The organism is Knoellia sp. S7-12 (assembly GCF_040518285.1).
GTDB lineage: Bacteria > Actinomycetota > Actinomycetes > Actinomycetales > Dermatophilaceae > Knoellia.
Map to the genome: position 1 here is coordinate 1,770,048 of NZ_CP155449.1, position 16,965 is coordinate 1,787,012.

A 16,965-nucleotide genomic window follows, 5' to 3' on the forward strand; every position below is an offset into this window, starting at 1 on the left:
CGCAGTCACTCGAGGTTTGTGGCAAGTCGTGCTACCTCGACCCCCGGTCAGTGCGTCAGATCAAGGTCGGACTCGGGCACACCGAGCGCCCGCGCAAGTCGACGCAGCATCGCGATGCGCTTCGGTCGGGTGTAAACGTCCCCCGCAAAGATCTCCACGAAGGTCCAGTCCTCGTCCTCGGCGAGATGTCGGCGCGCAACATCGACAGCTCGCTGCCCGATGACGCGGTGGTGCTTGCCCTGGTACTCGCCGATGACCCGTTGGTCGCGCCACACGAAGTCGCCCTCCAGCATCCAGCCCGCGCTGCTGCCGTCAGCAAGCTCGAACTCCACGGCCACGTTCAGTTCGGGTGTCGGCAAGCCGCCGCGGTGGAACATCAGCCGAGCGCGCGTCTCCATCGGTGACTTCGCCCGTGGCGAGACCAAGGCGAGCGCTTGATCCAGCATGACCTTGCCTCTCGGTCTGACACGCGCGTCGAGAGTTGTCCGGATCAACTGGACGCCGTCCCCGGCTCCCTTGGCCTTATCCAGGAGTCGAGCCGTGACATCACCGGCAACGACGAGGTCGTCAAGCCCGAGGCCCCGGTCGAGGACTTCGCCCAAGTCGACGCCCAAGTCGACCCAGGTGTCAGCGAGACTCGTCACCGCGACGCTCGAGGGATGCTGGACCACGCGCCGACGCTCCAGCCCTCGGTGCCCGATGCACCCGTCTCGCCTGACGGGACCCGAGCGGCGACCGCACATCACGTTGAGGTCCGACTGCCGCTCCAGGGCTGCCGGGAGCGGGATGCCCCACACCATGGCCGCGCTGATGTGGGACAAGGCCACCGGGGCGCGCAACGCCACCAGGTAGGCCAGGGCCCTTTCGGTGAGGCTGGTCGGCTCGCTCTTCACCCGCGAGCCGCGGGTCAGGACGTGGAGCTCCTTGTTGCGGAGGTCTCGCGCAGAAACGCCGAGCGTGCGGGCCTCCGTCGTGGAGAAGGGGCGCGCCGCGAGGTCGTCCGGGAGTCGCTGCATGGATCGGAAGCATCCCCGAACAGCTACAACCGAGCGCAGAGTTATCCACAGTTGCAAGACCCAGGTGCCGCAGGTTGACGTCGAGGTAGCGCGACATGCCGCAGGCAGTTCCCTGCGCACGGCATGTCGTGCTACCTCGACGTCAAACGCCGCCGAACCCTCAGTGCGACGTGCAGGTCCCGAAGAGTTCGATGGTGTGGGTGACGTCGGTGAAGCCGTTGCGGCTCGCAACCTCGGTGGCCCACTTCTCGACCGCCGGGCCCTCGACCTCGACCGTGCGACCGCACTCTCGACACACCAGGTGGTGGTGGTGGGCGTCGGTCGCGCAGGAGCGATAGACGCACTCGCCGTCATCGGTCCTGACCACGTCGACGTCACCGTCGGCCGCCATGGCCTGGAGGTTGCGATAGACCGTGGCCAGACCGACCGAGTCCCCGCGCGACTGCAACTTGGAGTGCAGTTCCTGCGCTGAGACGAACTCCGGCGTCGCCGCCATGAGCTCGGCGAGGGCAGCGCGCTGGCGGGTGGGCCGGCGAGAGGTGCCGGCGGTGCTGGCGGTGCTGGCGGTGCCGACGCCCGCTGTGCCGGGCTCGGTGGAAGAAGTGGTCATCGAGAGACCTCCTCGGTGTCTTGATGGGGTGCGTGGTCGCCGGGTCCGTGGCCGTCGTGCTCGTCGTAGTGGTCAGCGTGCGGCGCGTGCCGGTGCCCGTCGTGGAGGTAGTCGACGTGGTCCTCATGGGGGATGGCGGGGTGGCCACACACCGGACCGTGTTCGTGCTCGTGGCGCTCGGCGCGATCGTGGGCGGCACGGCGGGCATGCGTCACGACCCCGCTGACGACACTCACCACGAGGAAGGTCGTGATGGCGAGCAGCACGATCGTCCCGCCCGACGGCGTCTCGGCATAGAACGAGACGATGACGCCGCTGACGCTGGACGCCACGCCGACGAGGGAGGCCCAGGCCAGACTGCTCCGGAAGCTGCGCGAGACAAGTTGGGCGGTGGCGTTGGGGATGATCATCAGCGCCGTGATGAGGAGCAGGCCGACGACCCGCATCGAGACCACGACCGTGACGGCAGTGAGGACGGACAGGGCGATGTTGTAGCGCATGACGGGCAGACCGACTGCGCGGGCGTACTCCTCGTCGTTGGCGACGGCGAAGAAGCGGTGCCGCAGCAGCCACGTCACAGCGACGACGACGACCGCCAGGACGGCGAACACGATGATGTCGGAGCGGCTCGTCGTCAGGATCGCGCCGAAGAGGTAGCCGGTGAGGTTGCCGGGTGACGTCGCCGTCGACTTCGAGATGAGGACGACGCCGAGCGCGATGCCGCCATAGAACATGACGGCGAGGGCGATGTCGCCGCTCGTGCGACCGGTGGCTCGGATGAGTTCGACGCCCACTGCCGCAGCCACGGCCGCGATGAGGGCGGTGAGGACAGGCATCGAGCCGGTCAGGATCCCGACGGCGACACCGGCGAGAGCGACGTGCCCGATGCCGTCACCGATGAGGGACATGCGGCGCTGGACGAGGAAGGCGCCGACGAGAGGGGCGGCCAGTCCGACGAGGACGGCCGCGACGAGTGCCTGACGCATGAAGTCGAGAGACAAGAGATCGCTCATGAACGCACCTCCCGTGGCGGCAGCGGGTCTGTGACGATCGCCGCGAGTGGGGCGGGCCGTTCGCCATCGGTGGGGGAGCCGTGGTGGTGTCCGTCGCCGAGCTCGTGGCCGCGGTGGCCTGCGGCGTATGCCGCCGGCGCGCCGTCGAAGTCGACGTGGCCATTGTTCATGCAGACGATCCGCGTCACGACGTCACGCAGGGGGGCGAGCTCGTGGGTGACGATGAGCATCGACGTTCCGCGCGCGGCGAGGGTCGACAGGACGTCGGCGAGGATGCGTTGGTTGGCGCTGTCGACGCCAGCCGTCGGCTCGTCCATGACGAGGACGTCGGGCTGGGATGCGAGGGCGCGGGCGATGAGCACCCGCCGCTGCTGACCACCGCTCAGGGACGCGACGTTCTCGCGTTCGCGGTCGCGCAGACCCACGGCGTCCAGGGCCTCGTCGACGACAATGGAGTCCTCGGCGTTGCTCGGACGCCACCACGGGCGGAGGGGGAGGCGGCCGGTCTCGACGATCTCGCGGACTGTGGCGCGGACGGAGGCCGAGAGCGAATGCCGTTGTGGCACATAGCCGATGCGTGGTTTGTCGTGGAACTTCGCCAAGGGTGTGCCGAAGAGGGAGACGTCCCCGCCGAGGTGATCGGAGAGCCCCAGCAGGCCCTTGACGAGAGTCGTCTTGCCCGAGCCGTTTGGGCCGAGGAGGGCGATGACCTCACCCGGTCCCTGCGACAGGGTGACCCCATCCACGACCTTGCGGTCGGCATACCCGAAGGACGCCGACCGCAGGGAGATGAGGGGTGTGCCGGTCACTGACAGTCCTGCCCCTTCTTGAGGGTCGCGAGGTTGGAGCGCATGACCTCAACATAGTTCGTCCCGGCCGAGGCGTCGGTGAGTCCTTCGATCGGGTCCAGGACGGCCACGGACGCACCGGTCTCCTTGGCGATCGTCTCGGTGAGGTCCTTGCTCACGAGGGTCTCGGCATAGACCGTGCTCACCTTGTGCTCGCGGACGTGCTCGACGATCTCCTTCATCGCGGCTGCATTGGGCTCGGCATCGGGGGAGAGCCCGGCAATGCCCTCCTGGTGCAGGTCGTAGCGGTCAGCCAGATAGGCGAACGCCGCGTGCCCGGTCACGAGGTCGCGGTTCGCGCAGGTCTTGAGCCCGGCCGTGAAGTCGGCGTCCAGCGTGGTCAGCTCGGCGACGAACGCATCGGCATTCTTGGCGTATGCCGCCGCGTTGGCCTTGTCGACCTCCGCAAGTTTCGTGGCGATCGCCTTGACGGCGCTCGCATAGCGGGTGGGGTCGAGCCAGAAGTGCGGGTCGATGCCGTCGGCCTGGCCCTCTTCGGCGTGGCCGTCCCCTTCGCTGCCCGCAGCGTGGTCATGGCCGTCATCGGTGGCCTTGATCGTCAGGTCGACGGCCGTGGCGACATCCAGGGTCTTGGCCGCGTCGACCTGCTTCACGGCTTCGTCGACGGCAGGCTGGAAGCCCTTCTCATAGACCGTGAGCGACGACTTGCCGACCTCGATGATGTCTCGGGGGGTGAGCTCGACATCGTGGGGCTCGGCCCCTGGTTTGGCCAGGCTCGTCACGGTGACGTGGTCGCCTCCGACGCGCTCCACGGCATACGCCAAGGGATAGAAGGCGGCAGACACGGCGACGGTGTCTCCGCCTCCGGATGCGTCGGGCGTGTCGGTCGACGAACCACAGGCGCTGAGTGCGAGGACGCCGACGACCGGCAGGACGAGGAGGGAACGCTTCATGACAACCATTCTCAACTCAATTGAGAATGGTTGTCAAATGTCCGGTCAGTTGGGGATCGCCTGGGTGATGGTGACGGCGGCGGCGATCGCCACGACGGCCACCCGCATGAGGCGCTCCTGTGCCGACAGGCGGGGCCAGCCGAGCAGGAGCAGCCAGATGAGGAACAGGGTCACGACGGCGACAAGGATCCAGCCCCAGCCCTCGATGATGACGCCCGCGACCATCAGCGCGAGGACGAGGAGGAACGGAACGACGCGGGGGAGCCCGGCCAACGTCTGGAGGATGGGCGCACTGGCGCGCTCGAAGGATTCGCGTAGTGGTGACACGAGCGAGGAGCCTAACGTGCCAACGGGGGTGACGGACGGCATACCCCGCTGGTCGACCGGAGTTGCGCGGCGCGAGAAACCGATGCGAGAGGGGCGTTGCGCGGCCAGTAACCTAGCGCGCATGGCCAAGGAAACCTCCACCGTCGATACCGTCGTCAATCTCTGCAAGCGTCGGGGCTTCGTGTTCCCCAGCGGAGAGATCTACGGCGGCACGCGTTCGGCATGGGACTACGGCCCCCTCGGTGTGGAGCTCAAGGAGAACATCCGTCGCCAGTGGTGGAAGTCGATGGTCATCGGCCGCGACGACGTCGTCGGTCTCGACTCCTCGATCATCCTGCCGCGCGAGACCTGGGTCGCCTCCGGCCACGTGGGCACCTTCACGGACCCACTGACCGAGTGCCTCAGCTGTCACAAGCGCTTCCGCGTCGACCACATGCAGGAAGCCCTCGCGGACAAGGCCAACAAGAAGGCGGGTGAGGGCGCGACAGAGGTTGACCCGGATTCGATCCAGCTCGCCGACATCGCCTGCCCGAACTGTGGCACCCGTGGTCAGTGGACGCAGGCCCGCGAGTTCAACATGATGCTCAAGACCCACCTCGGTGTCATCGAGGACGAGGGTGGCCTGCACTACCTGCGCCCCGAGACGGCGCAGGGCATCTTCGTCAACTTCCTCAACGTCCTGCAGACCTCGCGCAAGAAGCCGCCGTTCGGCATCGCCCAGACCGGCAAGAGCTTCCGCAACGAGATCACGCCGGGCAACTTCATCTTCCGCACGCGTGAGTTCGAGCAGATGGAGATGGAGTTCTTCGTCAAGCCCGGCGACGACACCGAGTGGCACAACTACTGGATCGAGGAGCGCACCCGCTGGTACGTCGACCTCGGCATCAACCCCGACAACCTGCGTCACTTCGAGCACCCGGCCGACAAGCTGTCGCACTACTCGACGCGCACCGTCGACATCGAGTACCGCTTCAACTTCGCCGGTAGCGAGTGGGGCGAGCTCGAGGGCATCGCCAACCGCACAGACTTCGACCTGTCGACGCACAGCAAGCACTCGGGCACCGACCTCCTCTTCTTCGACCAGACGACGGGTGAGAAGTACACGCCCTACGTCATCGAGCCCGCGGCCGGCCTCTCGCGAAGCCTCATGACCTTCCTTGTCGACGCCTATGTCGAGGACGAGGCGCCCAACACCAAGGGTGGCGTCGACAAGCGCGTCGTCCTCAAGCTCGACCGTCGCCTCGCGCCGGTCAAGGCCGCAGTGCTTCCCCTGTCGCGCAACGCCGACCTCTCGCCCAAGGCCCGCGACCTTGCCGCGTCCCTGCGCAAGCACTGGAACGTCGACTTCGACGATGCCGGAGCCATCGGCAAGCGCTACCGCCGTCAGGACGAGATCGGCACACCGTTCTGCATCACCGTCGACTTCGACACCCTCGAGGACCAGGCGGTGACGATTCGCGAGCGCGACACCATGGCGCAGGAGCGAGTCGCGCTCGACCAGGTGGAGGGCTATCTCGCCCAGCGCCTCATCGGCTGCTGAGATGCCTCGACCTATTGCGCATTCCGTCGCGAGGAGTTCGGCGACGAGCGACGGAATGCGCAATAAGTCGGTAGTGGGCTTGAAGTGAGTGACGTCGTTGCTGAGGCTGCCGCCAGCCTGTATGCCGTCCCGCTGGCCGAGTTCGTTGCGTCCCGGAAGGCATTGGCGGCGTCCGCGAAAGCTGACGGCGATGCGTCAGCGGCCAAGGAGATCCTCGCGCTGCGCAAGCCGACGGTCACGGCCTGGGCCATGAACCTCACCTCCCGCGACGATGCGGGCGTCGTTGCCAACCTGCTCGGTCTCGGCGCCCGGATGCGGGCAGCCCAGGCCCGCCTCGACGCCCGTGTGCTCACCTCGGTGAGGGGCGAGCGCGACGCGAGTGTGGCGGCATACGTCGACCGCGTTGCGGAGGTGACCACGGCAGCAGGTGCCGCTCTCAGCGCGAGCGGTCGCGACGAGGTGCGGGCCTCGGCGATCGCTGCGCTGGCCGATGAGAGCGCGGCCCAGGCGCTGGCGTCTGGTCAGTTGACGCGCTCGCTGAGCTACAGCGGGTTCGGCGAGGTCGACCTGTCAGGCGCGGTGGGGGTCACGAGTTCGGGTTCGATCATGTCGGTCCTCAAGGGAGGCAAGCCCGACTCTGCACCCGAGGCTGAGTCGCAGGCGCAGCACCCGTCCGAGTCCGACGACGATGACGACGAAGAGCTCACGGCCGAGGAGCTGGCCCAGGCCGTGGCTGACGCAAAGGCCGCCAAGACTGCGGCCAGGGCGCGCCGTCAGGCCGAGGCCGAGGTGAGTGCGGCCGAATCGGAGATGAAGCAGGTCCAGGCCGACCTCGAGTCGGCCGAGGACGCCGCGCGTGCCGCACGCAAGGCCGTTGTTGCCGCCCAGAGGCGACTGGACGCTGCCCGAAAGCGATTGGCGCATCCGTCGGGCTGACGCCCAGACCGTGTCGTGGTTGTCCGTAGGATGACGCGATGGATCGCCCTCGAAGTCCCATCCGGAACCTGCCCGCTCAAGCCGTGCGGAGGTTCCGGTGAATCAGGACACGGCTTTGGCCTTTGGTCTCGTGCTGCTCTTCGTTCTCATCGGTGGAGTGTTCGCCGCAACCGAGATGGCCCTGGTGTCATTGCGCGAGACGCAGCTCGGCGCGATGGAGAAGAGCGGCTCGCGTGGCGCCAAGGTCGCGAGGCTCGCGCGCGATCCCAACACATTCCTCGCGGCGGTCCAGATCGGTGTGACAGTTGCCGGCTTTCTTTCGGCGGCCTACGGTGCGACGACCCTCGCGCCCGATTTCGCTCCGTTGCTGACCCGACTCGGCCTCTCGGATGCAGCGGCTGAGCCGACGGCGCTCGTCCTCATGACACTGGTCATCGCCTACCTGTCCCTCGTCTTCGGTGAGCTCGTGCCCAAACGGCTCGCTCTGCAGAGGCCAGCCGCGATCGCCCTCACTGTGGCCCCACCTCTTGCGCACTTCTCAACCCTCATGCGCCCAGTCATCTGGTTCCTGTCGAGGTCGACCAATGCTGTCGTGAGGCTGCTCGGTGGCGATCCGGACGCGGCGGGGGATGAGATGAGTGAGGACGAGCTGCGCCACCTCGTGGGTCACCACAAGGATCTCGAGGCCGATGAGCGCAAGATCCTCCAGGACGTCTTCGCTGCGACGGACCGCAGCCTGAAGGAAGTCATGCGCCCCCGCGGCGAGGTCGACTTCCTCGATGTCACCGTGACGCTGGAGCACACCCGTGAGGTCATCCGGAGCACTCCGCACTCGCGATTCCCCGTCACCCGCAACCATTCGGTTGACGATGTCATCGGCTTCGTCCATGTGCGCGACCTGCTGTCGGCGGAGCCCGTCGAGGACGGTGAGGCCCGCACCATCGAGGCCCTGGTCCGAGAGATCCCCGTGATGCCCAGCAGTGGCCGAGTGCTGTCAGCCCTTACGCAAATGCGCCAGGGCGTGCACATGGCGCTCGTCGTCGACGAATATGGCGGCACCGACGGCATCATCACTCTCGAGGACATCGTCGAGGAGCTCGTCGGCGAGATCCGCGACGAGTATGACCCGGCCGAGGTGCTCACGTCGTCGCGGCGCTCGGGCGCAGACGAGGCGATGGGTGGCTCGGACGTCGACGGGGGCTTGCACCTCGATGACTTCTCGCATCTCATCGGCACGGACTTCGTCAACGAGCGCTACTTGACGGTGGCTGGTCTGGTCCTCGAGCGGCTGCAGCGCATTCCCTCGGTCGGCGACAGCGTCATGGTTGACGACCGCAAACTCACCGTCATCGAGCTGGACGGGCGCAGGATCGCTCGCGTCCGGGTCAGCCCTTACTCGACGTCACCTGCGGCGGACGGGCGGTCCTCGGCATCTGACGACCAAGACGACTAGAGCGGCAGACTCCATCCCTCGAGCGGTGCGGCGCCCAGGGAATGGAGTCTGCGCCAGCCGTGTTCTGATAGGTGAATGTTCAACTACCTAGCAAGGAGTGACTGAGATGGAGTTCGGCATCTTCACCGTCGGGGACGTCACGACGAACCCCACCACTGGCCAGACGCCCTCGGAGAACGAGCGCATCAAGTCCTCCGTCGCCATCGCCAAGAAGGCCGAGGAAGTCGGGCTCGACGTCTTCGCGACGGGTGAGCACCACAACCCGCCGTTCAGCGCTCCGGCCAACCCGACCGTCCTCCTCGCCCACATTGCTGCCCAGACCGAGCGCCTCGTGCTCTCGACATCGACGACGCTCATCACGACCAACGACCCCGTGCGGATCGCCGAGGACTACGCCTACCTGCAGCACCTGTCGGACGGCCGCATGGACCTCATGATGGGCCGCGGCAACACCGGCCCGGTCTATCCCTGGTTCGGCAAGGACATCCGCGACGGGCTCGACCTCGCGATCGAGAACTACGCGCTGCTGCGTCGCCTCTGGACCGAGGAGAACGTCACTTGGCAGGGCAAGTTCCGCACGCCGCTGCAGGGGTTCACGTCCACGCCGCGCCCGCTCGACGGCCTGGCGCCGTTCGTGTGGCACGGCTCGATCCGCAGCCCCGAGATCGCGGAGCAAGCTGCTTTCTATGGCGACGGCTTCTTTCACAACAACATCTTCTGGCCGCTGTCGCACACCAAGCAGATGGTGAACCTCTATCGCCGCCGCTACCAGCACCATGGCCACGGAAAGCACGACCAGGCCATCGTCGGGCTCGGCGGGCAGGTCTTCATGCGCGCCAACAGCCAGGACGCGGTGCGCGAGTTCCGCCCCTACTTCGACAACGCACCGGTGTATGGCCACGGACCCTCGCTCGAGGACTTCTCCCGCGAGACCCCGCTGACGGTCGGTTCGCCGCAGGAAGTCATCGAGCGTTATGCCACGATGGCCGACCACGTCGGTGACTACCAGCGCCAGCTGTTCCTCATCGACCACGCGGGCCTGCCGCTCAAGACCGTCCTCGAGCAACTCGACATCCTCGGTGGTGAGGTTGTGACCGAGCTCCGCAGGATCGCGGACGCTCGCCGCCCGGCCCACGTTCCGGTCACCGCCCCTCGCCACGCCGACCGGCTGGCCGCTCTCAACGCACCCGTGGAGGTGACGCCATGACCCGTCGCATCGTCGCCGTGAGCGCCGGCCTGTCCGAGCCCAGCTCGACGCGCTTGCTTACCGATCAACTCGTCGAGGCCGTCCGCCGTCACGTCACCGCCCACGGAGAGGACGTGGACGTGGAGGTCGTCGAGCTCCGTCCGCTCGCACGGCTCATCGCTGACCAGATGCTCACCCGCTTCCCGAGCGGTGAGCTGACGTCGGCGATCGAGAAGGTCATCGGTGCTGACGCGCTCATCGCCGTGACCCCAGTCTTCTCCGGGTCCTACAGCGGGCTGTTCAAGGGGTTCTTCGACAACCTCGACGTCAACGCCCTGGACGGCACGCCGGTCCTCGTCGGCGCCACCGGCGGCTCCGCGCGCCACTCGCTCATGCTCGACCACGCGATGCGACCGCTCTTCAGCTATCTGCACGCGTCGGTGGTGCCGACCGGAGTCATGGCGGCGACCGAGGACTTCGGCACGCCGGGCCTCGACCGTCGCGTCGACCGTGCTGCGGCGGAGCTGGTCACGGCGCTCCTCGGGGCCACAGCCGGAGCAGGTTCGGCCCACTCGGGCTTCCTGCCTGCCGACGACGAGCAGCGCGAGGCGGGCTTCACGGATCGTTTCGACGAGGTCACCGACTTCAACGACCTGCTCCGGCGCGTCACCGACTGAAAGACACGACTTCGTGCCCTTCTGAGATGCGCCTTGCTGCGCTCGTCATGTCCCAGAAGGGCACGAAGTCGTCAGCTGTGGCGGAGACTGGCGAGATGACTCCGTCGCGAAGCGAGGTCGACGACGACTTCGCTGAGTTCGTGCGCGCGCGCCAGCACCAGGTGCTGCGCGCGGCGCACCTGCTCTGCGGGGACCCTCAGGAGGCCGAGGACCTGGCGCGCGGTGCGTTTGTCGAACTGGCGCTGCATTGGAGCCAAGTGCGAGAAGACGTCCCGGACAGATTTGTCCGCTCAACTCTGTATCGCGACGCGATGGCGCTGCGGCACACCGAATCTCACGCGGTGCCGGTGCTAGATCGCCTCTCACCCAAGGATCGGGCGGTCACCGTCCTGCTCCACTTCGAGCACCGCAGTGAGCGCGACGCCGCCGAGGTCCTTGGCATCTCCATGGGCGGCGTGCGCAGCCGGGCTCATGCTGGTGATGGGCTCGACGGGTTGCTCGCCGATGCGGCCGAACCGATCATCGAGCAGGACTTCGTCGATGCCGCACGATCGGGCGCCCGGGCGAGGAAGCTGCGGCAACGCCGCATCGGGATCGGCTCAGCCGTCGCGGTGGCCCTCGTTGCGGTGGCGATCGTCGTCGTTCCGCGGGGTTCCACAACCGATCGCGCAAATCCGGTCCCGACCCCGTCGAGTCCCCGACCCACGTCCCTCGCACCATCGGCACAAAGGGACCCCGACACGTTCAGCCTGTCCACCGTGACGACTCAGGTGGGGCCAGACCTCAGCCAGGTCAACGCCCTGCCCAGGATCGACGACCTCACGAGGAGCCAGGTGGCCCTCCCCGAGACGTTGACCTTTGGCCCAGAGACTGTGATTCCCACCCTCGGCGAGGTCGGCAACAACAGCGCACCGGTGCGGGCGGTGCTCCTGAGGCGTTCGCCCGACGGGATGCGCCCGGTGCTCGTGAGGCCGACTCTGAGCAACCCCTTCGTCCTCGTGGAGGCTCTCACGCTCGAGCCCAATGTGGATGAAGGAGGGAACACCTCGGAGCCCCTAGAGGTCACGGCGATCGCCAACGACCGGCGGCACGTGATGTTCCTCCAGCCCGACAAGGTCCTGGTTCTCGACGCCTTCTCCGGCAAGGTGAGCACCTTCGCGGTGGCCGATGCCCACCTCGAGGGAGGCGGATGGACGCCCGACGGTCGGTCGGTCATCGCATGGTCCACGACTCGCGAGTGGCGCGTCACGCCGGCGACCGGGGCGGCGGACCGGTTGGGGCAGGTGGGGGCCGGCCTCGGTCGGCACAAGGTCGTAGTGGACGGCGATGGCACCATGCGGGTACTGGAGTTCGACGACCAGGGAAACAACACCAAGACCATCGGTGGTCCGCGAGTGCTCAGTGACGTCTGGGGCTCCACCTTCACCAACGTCGACAGCAGGGTCGCCACGGGCGGCTTCCTGAGCCAGGCGACTGCACTGGAGGCGAACATCCACCGCCCGCTACGGCTGTTCCAAGGCGTCTTCACCATTGACAGTTCCACCATGGCGCAGGCCCGACTCCTCCTCGCTCCCGGGAGCGAGGGCGTCGCGACGGGTTGCTGCGAGGTTCTGGGCTGGGCCTTCAACGACCAGGTCCTCATCCGCTGGAAAGGCCGCGATCTCCTCGCGTGGAACGTGCGCACGGGCGCGCTGACTCGTGTGTCCACCCTTCCAGTCAGCGGCGAGGGTTCACCGCTCGGCAGGGCCGGACTGGCCGTGGCTCTGGCTCCCTGAGCCCGTCTCGATCGGGCGCTGGGGGTCAGTGATCCAGTGGCTCCATGAGCCGATGTAGGGCGTGGCCTCGAACCCGGCGAGGTGCAGGGCGAGAGCCGTGTGCGCAGCAGTGACGCCCGACCCGCACGACGTGCCGATCTCGCTGCCCTCGTCAACGCCACATCCCGTGAAGTAGTCCCGCAACTCTCCTGCCGGGAGGAACCGGCCGTCGCTGCCCAACTGGTCCGCCATGGGTGCGTTGCACGCACCGGGAATGTGGCCGGCCACCGCGTCGATCGGCTCGGTTTCCCCGCGGAAACGTTCTCCCGCACGCGAATCGAGGAGTATGCCGTCCTGTGCCACTCGCGCCGCACCTGCGGCGTCGAGGACAGGCACCGATCCGGCATTCACGGTCGCGTCACCCGGCTCAGGAGAGGGGACCGCGGTTGTCACGTCGAGCCCGGCCGCCTGCCACGCAGCGAGTCCGCCGTCGAGCACCCGCACGTCTGCCAGGCCGGCCCAGCGCAGGACCCACCACGCCCGGGCCGATGCGAGCGACGTCTGCTGGTCGTAGACGGCGAGCGACTCGCCCTGGCGCACACCCGCCGCCCGCAGTCCCGCCTGCAGCACGTCGGGGTCGGGCAGAGGGTGTCGGCCGCTCGAACCGGGAGGCCCGGCCAGGACCGCATCGAGGTCGAGGTGGGGTGCGCCGGGAAGGTGCGCCGAGGCATACAGGGCAGGGCCGTCGCCGCCGAGGGAGTACTGGACGTCAAGGACGCGCATGGTTCCCGCGTCGAGGGCAGAAGCGAGTTCGACGGGCGTGATGAGCGTGGGCATGCGTCCCAGTCAACCAGTGAGAGACTGACGCGTCATGAGTGCTGAACCGATCGGCCCAGCCGTCACCGCCAAACCCGTTCTGCCACCGCTGCAGATCGGGCGCCACACCATTGAATCGCCCGTCGTCCTCGCACCGATGGCCGGCATCACCAACCGGGCGTTCCGTCGGCTGTGTCGTGAATACGGTTCTGCCGGGTCTGAAGCGGGTGGGGCGACCGGCGCGACGAGCCTCTATGTCAACGAGATGGTGACGTCGCGGGCGCTCGTCGAGCGCACCCCTGAGACGATGCGCCTCATCAGCCACGGCCACGAGGAGAACCCTCGGTCGGTCCAGCTCTATTCCGTCGACCCGGTGACCGCTGGCCTCGCCGCCCGCATGCTCGTGACCGAGGACCGCGCCGACCACATCGACCTCAACTTCGGCTGCCCCGTCCCCAAGGTGACCCGCAAGGGTGGGGGAGCGGCGCTGCCCTGGAAGACCGAGCTCTTCCGGGGCATTGTCAGCGCTGTCGTGCGCGAGGCCAACCCCTACAACGTGCCCGTCACCGTGAAGATGCGCATCGGGATCGACGACGACCACATCACCTACCTCAATGCCGGACGGATCGCCGAGGGCGAGGGCGTGGCAGCCGTCGCGCTGCACGCAAGGACTGCGGCACAGGCCTATTCGGGTCAGGCTGACTGGTCAGCCATTGCACGACTCAAGGAAGCCGTGACGTCTGTGCCGGTCCTGGGCAACGGCGACATCTGGTCCGCCGAGGACGCGCTCGAGATGGTCCGTCAGACGGGCTGCGACGGCGTCGTCGTCGGGCGCGGATGCCTCGGTCGACCCTGGCTCTTCACCGATCTCGCGGCCGCCTTCTCGGGCACGCCTTCTCGCGTCCAGCCCGGACTGCGCGAGGTGACGGACACACTCCGGCGCCACACGGCATACCTCGTCGATTTCTATGATGGCGACGAGCTCCGAGCCTGCCGCGACATCCGCAAGCACATCGCCTGGTACCTCAAGGGCTTCCCGGCGGGCTCAACTGTGCGCAACCAGCTCGCCCTCGTCGACAGCCTCCAGGCGCTCGACGACCTCATCGGCACGATGGACCTGGACTCTCCGTGGCCCGGCGATCCGGCGGAGGGCCAGCGCGGACGGGCCGGCTCACCCCGCGTCGTCGCCCTGCCCGAGAACTGGCTCAGGTCCCGGGAGCTCAACGAGGCTCAGCGCGCGCAGGTCGCGCAGGCCGAGCTCTCTGTCTCAGGTGGCTGACAGACTGCCTGCATGACCCAGATCGGTATGCCGGGTGGTTCGGTCGAGCGTCCAGCCATCTTCTTCCGCGACGCGGCACAGTTCAGGGCGTGGCTCGTGGCCCACCACGAGAGCGCGACCGAGCTGTGGATGGGGCTGCACAAGAAGCACGTCACTGACCGCGGGCTCACGTGGGAGGACGCCGTGCCCGAGGCGCTCTGCTTCGGCTGGATCGACAGCGTGTCGCAGCGCATCGACGATGACAGTCGGCGCCAGCGTTGGACGCCGCGCAAGTCCTCCAGCATCTGGAGCGCCGTCAACATCGCGCACGTCGAACGGCTCACGCGCGAGGGCAGGATGCTCCCGGCCGGAATCGCCGCCTTCGAGAAGCGCAAGCCGGAGCGCAGCGGCATCTACGCCTACGAGGCGGGCCAGGAACTCACCGAGGTCCAGCGGGCTCAACTGCTCGCCGACCCTGCGGCGGCGGCCTTCTGGGAGATCGCCTCACCGTCCTACCGCAAGGTCGCGGAGAACTGGGTTGTGACGGCCAAGCGTGAGGAGACTCGCGAGAAGCGGCTCCTCCAGCTCATCGACGACTGTGCCCACGGTCGCCTCATCCCGAGCCAGCGCTATGGCAACCAGCCCAAGTGGGTCGAACGAGCTGGCGCCGCAGCGGCGGACGCGACGACGTGACGGGTCCCACCGTTTAGGGTCAGTCGCGTGACCTACACAGCCGGCGATCGCGAACGCTGGGTCGCCGAGGACCCGGCCCACAAGCGCGCCGACCGCGACGACTTCGCCCGCGACCGTGCCCGCCTCGTCCACTCGGCATCTCTGCGGCGGCTCTCGGCCAAGACTCAGGTGCTCCAACCGGGTAGCGATGACTTCATCCGCAACCGGCTCACCCACAGCCTCGAGGTGGCCCAGATCGGCCGCGAATTCGGTGCCGCCCTCGGCTGCGACGCCGACGTCGTCGACACCGCATGTCTCGCCCACGACCTCGGACACCCGCCGTTCGGTCACAACGGTGAGACAGCGCTCAACGCGATCGCTGCCGACATCGGTGGCTTCGAGGGCAATGCCCAGACCCTGCGGATCCTCACCCGGCTGGAGCCGAAGCGCTTCCATGCCAACGGTGGTCCCGCCGGACTCAACCTCACCCGGGCCTCGCTCGATGCGACGACGAAGTACCCATGGGCCCGGGGTGAGTCGCCTTCTCCCACAGGCAAATTCGGCGTGTATGCCGATGACCTTCCTGTTTTTGAGTGGTTCCGTGTTGGCGCCCCGACGGGGCAGCGGGCCTTCGAGGCCGAGGTCATGGACTGGTCCGACGACGTGGCCTACTCGGTGCACGACGTCGAGGACGCCATCGCGTCGGGGCGCCTCGACCCGCGGTTGCTCCGCAGCGGCGTCGACGTCGACGCGGTGCTTGACGTGGCCACGGCGACGTATGCGACGGACCTTTCTCGCGACACTCTTGGTGAGGCGCTGGAACGCATCCTCGCCACGGAGGCCGTGCCCACGGCATACGCCAACACCCGGGTGGATCTCGCCCACCTCAAGGACATGACCTCACGCCTGATCGGCCGTTTCGTCCAGGTCGTCGAGACGGCGACACGCGAGCGACACGGTTGGGGTGACCTCGTCCGGCACGAGGCGGATCTCGTCGTGCCCGACGAGACGCGCGCCGAGTGCGCCGTCCTCAAGGCGACGGCCGCACACTTCGTCATGAACGCCGTCGAACGGGTCGAACTCCAAGCGGGGGAGCGCGACATCATCAGCGACCTCGTTGAGGCCTATCGGCACGATCCCACCCGGCTTGATCCCGAGCTGCGGGCGGACCACGACGATGCCCAGGACGACGGTGAGGCGTTGCGCGTCGTCGTTGACCAGGTCGCGTCCCTGACCGATGTGCGAGCGCTCCATCTGCACCGCCAGTGGACCTGACCGAGCAAACGGCTGGAGTCAGCGCATCACGTCGAGAACGTTCAGCTGCACCCCGTTGTCGTATGCCGCGTGCTCGGTGAGGGTGAGCCGCTGCGTGGCCTCGGTGTCGGTCGGGAACAGGCGCTTGCCCGTGCCGAGGACGACCGGGAAGACGAGCAGGTGGTAGCGATCAACGAGACCAGCCGCAGCCAAGCCCTGGGCGAGAGTGGCGCTGGCGTGGACGAGGATCGTTCCCTCCCCGTCGGACTCCTTGAGGGCGGCCACCTCGTCGAGACTCCGAAGGACGCTCGTGTTGTTCCACTCCGGGTTCTCCAAGGTCGTCGACACGACGTACTTGGGCATGGCGTTGTAGTCGGCGAACTCCTCCATGGTGGGCCAGACCGGCGCGAACTCGTCATAGCTCCGGCGGCCCAGGAGCAGGCAGCCGGCATCGGCCTGTTCGCGGCCCTTGATCTCGTAGGCGGCGTCGTCGTGCTCGACGACCTCGAACGTCCAGGCCGGTGACTCCACGACGCCGTCGAGGGTGATGAATTCGGAGACGATGAGAGTGCGCATGATGCTGATCCTGTCAGTTGCAAGGGCCCGGTGAGGGTGGTCATCTCCTCAACGAACGCCGACCTGGGGATACGACACTTCTCCCCAAATTTGTTCGCGGCATACTGAACACCCA

General features: G+C 67.5%; 17 protein-coding genes. 9 read left to right on the forward strand and 8 right to left on the reverse strand.

Annotation, left to right across the window (positions count from 1 at the left end; genetic code table 11):
• Positions 1–47: 47 nt before the first annotated feature.
• From V6K52_RS08540 to V6K52_RS08565, 6 genes are all read right to left on the reverse strand, one after another.
• The gene (locus V6K52_RS08540; RefSeq protein ID WP_353953443.1) at positions 48–1,016 is read right to left on the reverse strand and encodes a hypothetical protein; all 969 of its coding nucleotides are present in this window, start codon (positions 1,014–1,016) and stop codon (positions 48–50) included.
• Positions 1,017–1,176: 160 nt separating this feature from the next.
• Positions 1,177–1,626, reverse strand: coding sequence for a transcriptional repressor (locus V6K52_RS08545; protein WP_353953444.1), 450 nt, complete (start codon positions 1,624–1,626; stop codon positions 1,177–1,179).
• A complete protein-coding gene (locus tag V6K52_RS08550; RefSeq protein WP_353953445.1) occupies positions 1,623–2,639 on the reverse strand; it encodes a metal ABC transporter permease in 1,017 nt (338 codons plus the stop codon). The genes V6K52_RS08545 and V6K52_RS08550 overlap by 4 nt, the downstream gene beginning before the upstream one ends.
• A complete protein-coding gene (locus V6K52_RS08555; protein WP_353953446.1) occupies positions 2,636–3,448 on the reverse strand; it encodes a metal ABC transporter ATP-binding protein in 813 nt (270 codons plus the stop codon). Before V6K52_RS08555 ends, V6K52_RS08550 begins: the two co-directional genes overlap by 4 nt.
• Entirely contained in the window at positions 3,445–4,401 is a 957-nt protein-coding gene (locus V6K52_RS08560) for a metal ABC transporter substrate-binding protein (RefSeq protein ID WP_353953447.1), read from the reverse strand. Before V6K52_RS08560 ends, V6K52_RS08555 begins: the two co-directional genes overlap by 4 nt.
• Before the next feature lie 45 nt (positions 4,402–4,446).
• Positions 4,447–4,851: a DUF6703 family protein gene (locus V6K52_RS08565; RefSeq protein WP_353953448.1), complete on the reverse strand. Its 405-nt coding sequence runs from the start codon at positions 4,849–4,851 to the stop codon at positions 4,447–4,449.
• Here V6K52_RS08565 and V6K52_RS08570 point away from each other — a divergent pair.
• From V6K52_RS08570 to V6K52_RS08595, 6 genes are all read left to right on the forward strand, one after another.
• Positions 4,850–6,268: a glycine--tRNA ligase gene (locus V6K52_RS08570; protein WP_353953449.1), complete on the forward strand. Its 1,419-nt coding sequence runs from the start codon at positions 4,850–4,852 to the stop codon at positions 6,266–6,268. The two genes, V6K52_RS08565 and V6K52_RS08570, sit on opposite strands and share 2 nt — an antisense overlap.
• Before the next feature lie 84 nt (positions 6,269–6,352).
• Positions 6,353–7,204 (forward strand): hypothetical protein, encoded by an 852-nt coding sequence (locus V6K52_RS08575; RefSeq protein WP_353953450.1) that lies wholly within the window; start codon positions 6,353–6,355, stop codon positions 7,202–7,204.
• A gap of 97 nt (positions 7,205–7,301) precedes the next feature.
• On the forward strand, positions 7,302–8,657 hold the full coding sequence (locus V6K52_RS08580) for a hemolysin family protein (RefSeq protein ID WP_353953451.1): 1,356 nt from the start codon (positions 7,302–7,304) through the stop codon (positions 8,655–8,657).
• A 106-nt stretch (positions 8,658–8,763) separates the two neighbouring features.
• Positions 8,764–9,864 carry an LLM class flavin-dependent oxidoreductase gene (locus tag V6K52_RS08585; protein WP_353953747.1) on the forward strand — a complete coding sequence of 367 codons (1,101 nt, stop codon included), beginning with the start codon at positions 8,764–8,766 and terminating at the stop codon, positions 9,862–9,864.
• Positions 9,861–10,520 carry an FMN reductase gene (locus V6K52_RS08590; protein ID WP_353953452.1) on the forward strand — a complete coding sequence of 220 codons (660 nt, stop codon included), beginning with the start codon at positions 9,861–9,863 and terminating at the stop codon, positions 10,518–10,520. The genes V6K52_RS08585 and V6K52_RS08590 overlap by 4 nt, the downstream gene beginning before the upstream one ends.
• Positions 10,521–10,546: 26 nt before the next feature.
• A complete protein-coding gene (locus V6K52_RS08595) occupies positions 10,547–12,295 on the forward strand; it encodes a sigma factor-like helix-turn-helix DNA-binding protein (protein WP_353953453.1) in 1,749 nt (582 codons plus the stop codon).
• Here the strand turns inward: V6K52_RS08595 and V6K52_RS08600 are convergent.
• The gene (locus tag V6K52_RS08600; protein ID WP_353953454.1) at positions 12,251–13,111 is read right to left on the reverse strand and encodes a sulfurtransferase; all 861 of its coding nucleotides are present in this window, start codon (positions 13,109–13,111) and stop codon (positions 12,251–12,253) included. The genes V6K52_RS08595 and V6K52_RS08600 overlap by 45 nt on opposite strands.
• 34 nt (positions 13,112–13,145) lie before the next feature.
• Between V6K52_RS08600 and dusB the strand changes: the two genes are divergently transcribed.
• Genes dusB through V6K52_RS08615 form a run of 3 tightly spaced genes read left to right on the forward strand, consistent with a single transcriptional unit; the run spans position 13,146 to position 16,295 of the window.
• On the forward strand, positions 13,146–14,369 hold the full coding sequence (dusB, locus tag V6K52_RS08605; RefSeq protein WP_353953455.1) for a tRNA dihydrouridine synthase DusB: 1,224 nt from the start codon (positions 13,146–13,148) through the stop codon (positions 14,367–14,369).
• 12 nt (positions 14,370–14,381) lie between these two features.
• Entirely contained in the window at positions 14,382–15,041 is a 660-nt protein-coding gene (locus V6K52_RS08610) for a YdeI/OmpD-associated family protein (RefSeq protein ID WP_353953456.1), read from the forward strand.
• A 27-nt stretch (positions 15,042–15,068) separates the two neighbouring features.
• Entirely contained in the window at positions 15,069–16,295 is a 1,227-nt protein-coding gene (locus tag V6K52_RS08615) for a deoxyguanosinetriphosphate triphosphohydrolase (RefSeq protein WP_353953457.1), read from the forward strand.
• Positions 16,296–16,313: 18 nt separating this feature from the next.
• Here the strand turns inward: V6K52_RS08615 and V6K52_RS08620 are convergent, their stop codons facing one another.
• Entirely contained in the window at positions 16,314–16,850 is a 537-nt protein-coding gene (locus V6K52_RS08620) for a dihydrofolate reductase family protein (RefSeq protein ID WP_353953458.1), read from the reverse strand.
• Positions 16,851–16,965: the final 115 nt, after the last annotated feature.